The 5,269-nt window shown below is 62.9% G+C and carries 7 protein-coding genes; 6 read left to right on the top strand and 1 reads right to left on the bottom strand.

Annotation, left to right across the window (positions count from 1 at the left end; translation table 11 throughout):
* The 6 genes from AC1P6P_RS20165 to AC1P6P_RS20140 form a co-directional block, all read left to right on the top strand.
* Window positions 1-338 (top strand): FAD-dependent oxidoreductase (locus AC1P6P_RS20165; protein ID WP_481404240.1); only part of this gene is annotated, 338 nt, incomplete at its 5' end.
* Window positions 320-1,297 carry a sodium:calcium antiporter gene (locus AC1P6P_RS20160; RefSeq protein ID WP_481404239.1) on the top strand — a complete coding sequence of 326 codons (978 nt, stop codon included), beginning with the start codon at window positions 320-322 and terminating at the stop codon, window positions 1,295-1,297. The genes AC1P6P_RS20165 and AC1P6P_RS20160, both read left to right, overlap by 19 nt.
* A gap of 10 nt (window positions 1,298-1,307) precedes the next feature.
* A complete protein-coding gene (locus AC1P6P_RS20155; RefSeq protein ID WP_481404238.1) occupies window positions 1,308-1,706 on the top strand; it encodes an HIT domain-containing protein in 399 nt (132 codons plus the stop codon).
* Between the two features lie 298 nt (window positions 1,707-2,004).
* A complete protein-coding gene (locus tag AC1P6P_RS20150) occupies window positions 2,005-2,607 on the top strand; it encodes an NYN domain-containing protein (RefSeq protein WP_481404237.1) in 603 nt (200 codons plus the stop codon).
* 344 nt (window positions 2,608-2,951) lie between these two features.
* A complete protein-coding gene (locus tag AC1P6P_RS20145; protein WP_481404236.1) occupies window positions 2,952-3,794 on the top strand; it encodes a transglycosylase SLT domain-containing protein in 843 nt (280 codons plus the stop codon).
* Window positions 3,795-3,823: 29 nt separating this feature from the next.
* Window positions 3,824-4,969, top strand: coding sequence for an MFS transporter (locus AC1P6P_RS20140; protein ID WP_481404235.1), 1,146 nt, complete (start codon window positions 3,824-3,826; stop codon window positions 4,967-4,969).
* On the opposite strand, the gene AC1P6P_RS20135 is transcribed toward AC1P6P_RS20140, so the two are convergent.
* On the bottom strand, window positions 4,938-5,269 hold a 332-nt coding region (locus AC1P6P_RS20135; RefSeq protein ID WP_481404234.1), incomplete at its 5' end, for an Hpt domain-containing protein. The two genes, AC1P6P_RS20140 and AC1P6P_RS20135, sit on opposite strands and share 32 nt — an antisense overlap.

Genomic DNA, 5,269 nt, shown 5'->3' with positions numbered 1-5,269 from the left:
GGCTGTATCGCCAGTCGACCGAGGTGATGCCCGCGCTCAAGGATTGGCGCCTCGGAGCGCATTGGGCGGGCTTGCGCCCGTTGACGCCCGACCGGTTGCCGCTCATCGGTCCTGCCGCAGTGGAAGGGCTTTACGTGGCGAGCGGCCAGTTTCGCAACGGCATCCTGTTTGCACCGGCGGTTGCTGAAGTACTGTCGCGTCTCATTTTGGATCGGACGGCGGTGGATCCGGCGTTCGACCCGCGACGGTTCGGAAGCGACATTCAGGTCGCGTCCCTGGCGGAGACACCGCACCGGGACGTGCCAGCCGAGGCTTACACATGGCGCACGGGGTCCTGATTGCTGGTCTTTTGCTGGTCCTGATCGGCAGCGAGTTGGCGATGCGCGGCAGCGTCGGCTTGGCGCGCCAGGCCGGCATCCCGCCGCTGTTCACCGGCATTCTGGTGGTGGCGGTGTTGACCGTCTTGCCGGAGCTGTTCGTCACCATTCGCGCTGCCGCCGTAGGCCGCCCCGAGTTGGCGCTGGGCGGATTGATCGGCTCCAACATTCTCAATCTGCTGTTCGTGCTGGGGCTGGGGGCGCTGATCCAGCCGATGGCGTCGCCGCCAAAGGTCGTGTTCCGCGACGGGCTGGCGCTGCTGCTGGCGGCGATCGGAGTCTGCGTCCTGGCCTTGACCGGCGGGGTCTCGCGCGTCGCCGGAGCAATCATGGTGGCGGGTTTCGTCGGTTATGTCGTGCTCGTGTTCATCACCGACTGGCGGCGGGCGCCGGAGCATTCGGTGCCGCTGGCGCGGGCGCTGTTCCGCTCGACTGGCCGGCTGCCGTCGACGGCCGCGGCGCTGTTCATGATGGTGCTCGGCTTCATCCTGTTGGCGCTGGGGGCCCATCTCGGGGTCATCGGCGCGATCCATCTCACCGACGAAACCGGCTGGAGCGAGACCTTCATCGGCTTGACCGTGCTGGCGGCGGGATTGTCGGCGCCGAAACTGCTGCTGACGCTGTGGGCGGCGGTGCGCGGCCAGACCTCGATCGCGGTGGGGCAGGTGCTCGGTGCCGGCGCCTTCGGATTTTCGCTGGTGCTCGGCGTCACCGCGCTAATCGCGCCGATGGCGTTTCCGGCCGAACTGGCGACGCACGATGTCTTCATCCTGGCGGGTATCGCCGTGGTGCTGCTGCCGCTGCTCGCCATGCGCTGGCGCCTGTCGCGACCGCGCGGCATTTTGCTGATACTGGCGTATGGATGCTACCTTGGCTTCCTGCTGTGGCGGCAACATCTGCCGCTGCCTTGGATATTCTAGGTGTCTTCACATGACCGAATTCGTTCTCGATGAGCGGCTCGCTGCGTCCGGCGTGCTGGCGCTTGATCTGCCGCTGTCGCGCGTCCTGGTATTGGACGATGCGCGCTTTCCCCGCCTGATCCTGGTGCCGCGCCGGCCCGGTCTGGTCGAGATGTTCGACCTCGATCCCACCGATCGCGTCATGCTGACCGAGGAACTGGCGATGGCCGGCGGCCAGCTCAAGGCGCTCACGGGGTGCGCCAAGATCAACATCGCCGCGCTCGGCAACGTGGTGCCGCAACTGCACATCCACGTCATCGCCCGCAACCCCGGCGACGCCGCGTGGCCCGGTCCGGTGGCCGGCGATCAGGTGCCCTACGACCCCAAAGCGCTCGAGGATTTCGTCCAGAACGTCATCAACATGTTCTGAAGCCTCGTCCCCTCACGGTCCGTTCGCCGCCAGTAGTTGCGGATGCAATCTGAATTCCACACTTAAGCTGCTGTTTGAATTCCAGGAATGCTCATGAGTAGCAGATTAGCCCGTTGCATGAGCGAGACACGCCGACACTGAAGATGTGCGATTTGTCACATTCTTATTGACGCGTCGGTAAATTTTTTCGTGTAATCACTAGCTGATTAATCCCCCGCTGGACTTGGTCAGAAATGGCCCCCGGCGGGGTTTCTATTTGCGGGGCTGGATGGCTGGGGAGCCGCGCCCGAAATTCGCAATGGCCTTTTTCGACGGGCAGAACTTGTATCAGCACGCCATGAAGGCGTTTGGGCATTTTCATCCGAATTACGACCCCAAAAAACTTCACGCTATGGTCTGCGCCAAGATGGGTTGGACACCGAGCTTGGTGAGGTTTTACACGGGCGTTCCTGCTCAATCGCATGATCCAATGTGGACTGGGTATTGGGCTAATCGCGTTTTGGCGATGAAGCGGGCCGGTTTGCATGTCACTACCAGACCACTTCGCTACCACCAAGAAGAGGTCACCGCAGAAGGTGTTACAAAAACGATTGTAGTACCGCAGGAAAAGGGCATCGATATTCGTATTGCACTCGATTTGGTGTCTTGCGCCATCGCAGAAAGCTACGACGTTGCTGTGATCTATAGCCAGGATCAAGATTTAGGAGAGGCGGTCCGAGAAGTTCGTGAGATTGGCAAAAAAATCGAACGAGAATTTACGATAGCATGCGCGTTTCCATTCGGCCCTAACGCCTCTGTTAAGCGTGGGATCGACAAAACGGATTGGGTTCGAATTGAAGAGGCGGACTACAACGCCTGTCTTGATCCATACGATTACAGACCGAAGAAACCTATGACATAGACACCGCCAGCAGCGTTACCTCTGTTCAACAGCACTGCCCGGTAGGACGATCGCGGAGCGGGGTGTGCGGCCAAATGATGAGAGCGACACGCATTCACTCACTACGCAAGACCTAACCTTCTGATTTGCGCGCGCTTTGCACAGTTTGTCGCAGCTGAAAAACTCCCTTGAAGAATGCGGGAGGTTTCCCCATATCTTCTATATCCGATGACGTGTAGCCGAACCGCCGCGAGGCGGTTTTTTGTTGTCTTGACCGTCCCGTCATTGCTGGGCCCGGGCCTTTAACAGTTTTTAACCGGTTTCGAAGGTAATTTCGGGACGAGACCTCTGTCGGGAGAACCCGAATGCTGGCAGAAGCCGCAAGAGCCGCCGCCAATACCGTCGTAAGCGCCCTGCAGAAGGCGAGCGCGGCAACTGGCGTCGACTTCAATTACCTTCTCGGCACCGCCATTCGCGAGTCCGGTCTCAAGCCGTCGGCCAAATCGGGCCAGTCCTCGGCGGCTGGCTTGTTTCAATTCGTCGAGCAGACCTGGCTGTCGCTGGTCAAGGAGCACGGCTCCAAATACGGCCTGTCGTCCTATGCCAATGCGATCACGCGCACCGACGATGGTCGCTATCACGTCGCCAACGGCGAGGATCGCAGCGCCATCCTGCGCCTCCGCAACGATCCGCAGATCAGTGCGATGATGGCTGGCGAGTACACCAAGACGACGCAGTCGCAGATGGAAGATCGCCTCGGCCGCCACGTCACCTCGGGTGAGCTTTACGCCGCGCATCTTCTGGGACCGGGGTCGGCCTGCAAGCTGATCCGGTCCAATCAGGGTTCGCCGGCGTCGGCGGCGTGCGATCTGTTTCCCACTGCGGCCAGCTCCAATCCGACCGTGTTCTATCATGCTGACGGGCGCCCCAAGACGGTGCGCGAGGTCTACAACTGGACCGTCGGCAGTCAGCCGGTGTTGACGACTCCGACGGTGCAGACGAGCGCGAAGACCGAGGTTGCATCCGTCACCACCGGCGCGCTCGATACCGCCAACACCGCCGCGATGCTGGCGTCGCTGTGGCGGCCGCAGCACAAAGGGTTCTTCGGCTCCGACGAGAGTTCCACCGGCAACGCGCCGCCGTTCGCGATGTCGCCGGCGATGCTCGACGTGCTGCAGACGGTTGCGCAAACCCACGGCAAGAAGTAAGGCCCTCGTATTCCTGAGGGGTTCGTAATTTGCGCAGTGCCGTCGCCGCCGTCTGGGCGGTCATTCTCGTTGCCTTTTTCGTTCAGGCGGGCAACGGCCTGCAGACCGACTTGATCGGGCTCAAGGCTGCGTCGGCGTTTTCGAGCCTCGTAATCGGCTTGATGCTGGCGAGTTATTACGTCGGCTTTTCGCTGGCGCCGTTGATGGGCCGCATGCTGATCGGCCGCTTCGGCCATGTCGCGACGGTTTCGGTGACGATGGTGATCGCCGGCGGCGTCATCCTGGCGATGCCGCTGACCGTCGATGCCGTGGCGTGGTCGGCGTATCGCGCGCTGTCGGGTTTCGTGATGTCGCTGGCCTATGTCGCGATCGAAAGCTGGATCAACGATGCGGTGCCCAACGACGTGCGTGGCCGCACGTTCTCGCTCTACATGTTCGCCCAGTTCATCGGCATGACGTTGGCGCAGGTGTTGTTCGGCATCGGCCATGCCGGCGTCTATTCGCCCTTCGTGCTGTCGGCTCTGCTGTTCGTGATGGCCGGCGTGCCGGTGCTGCTGCTGCGCAAGGCGGCGCCGTCGGGTGTGCCGCCGAAACCGCTCGGGATCGCGGCACTGTTCCGGGCCTCGCCCGCCGGTGCGGCCGCGACCGTACTTTCGGGTGTGTCGTGGTCGATCCTGTTCATGTTCGGGCCAGTCTATGCGCGCCGCATCGGCATGGACGTGACCGGCGTCAGTGTGTTCATGGGTGTCGCGGTGGTGGCCGGCGCGCTGGTGCAGGTCCCGGCCGGCTGGTTCTCCGATGGCGTCGGGCGCCGTCCGGTGCTGCTGACGATCTTCGGCGCCGGACTTGCGGCGTGTCTTATTGGTGTTGCCGGCGATGGAACGCTGCTGCGGTTTGTGGCGATGGCGTTGGCCGGCGCGTTTGTCTTCCCGATCTATGCGATCTCGGCCGCGACGGTGAACGACGGCATCGATCAGGATACTCGCGTCGCGGCGGCGTCGGGGCTGGTGCTGCTGTTCGGGATCGGCTCGATCGCCGGAACGCTGCTCTGCGGCGGAGCAATGCGCGTCGTCGGGCCGTCCGGATTCTACGGCCTGCTGGCGGCGACGATGGCGGCGGGGCTGGCAACCACGCTGTTGCGGATCAGAGCTGGGACGCCTGTGCGAGGGTCTTGATCACGCTCCCCTCGAGTTCCTCGGCGAGCACCAGCGCCGTTCGGTTGGAGATATCCTTGATGCGCTCGCGGTGGATCACCGTGACGGCGTCGACATGTGCTGAGACCAGCGGCAGCGGCGCGGCGTCCCACGACTGCATCCCGTCCATCAGCTTGGCGAGGGAGGCGGCGACGCGGGCGATCAAGGGATATTCGAACGTGGTCGCCTGACCCTTGAGATCGTGGGCGGCGCGGAAAAGGCAGCCGGCGGTCACCGGCGTCGGCACTTTGGCGAATGCGGCATGCGCCTGCGCCAACGCCG

It is taken from the genome of Rhizomicrobium sp. (genome assembly GCF_056722145.1).
Note: the sequence above shows the minus strand (reverse complement) of the source record. Positions and strands in the feature narration are given on the sequence as shown.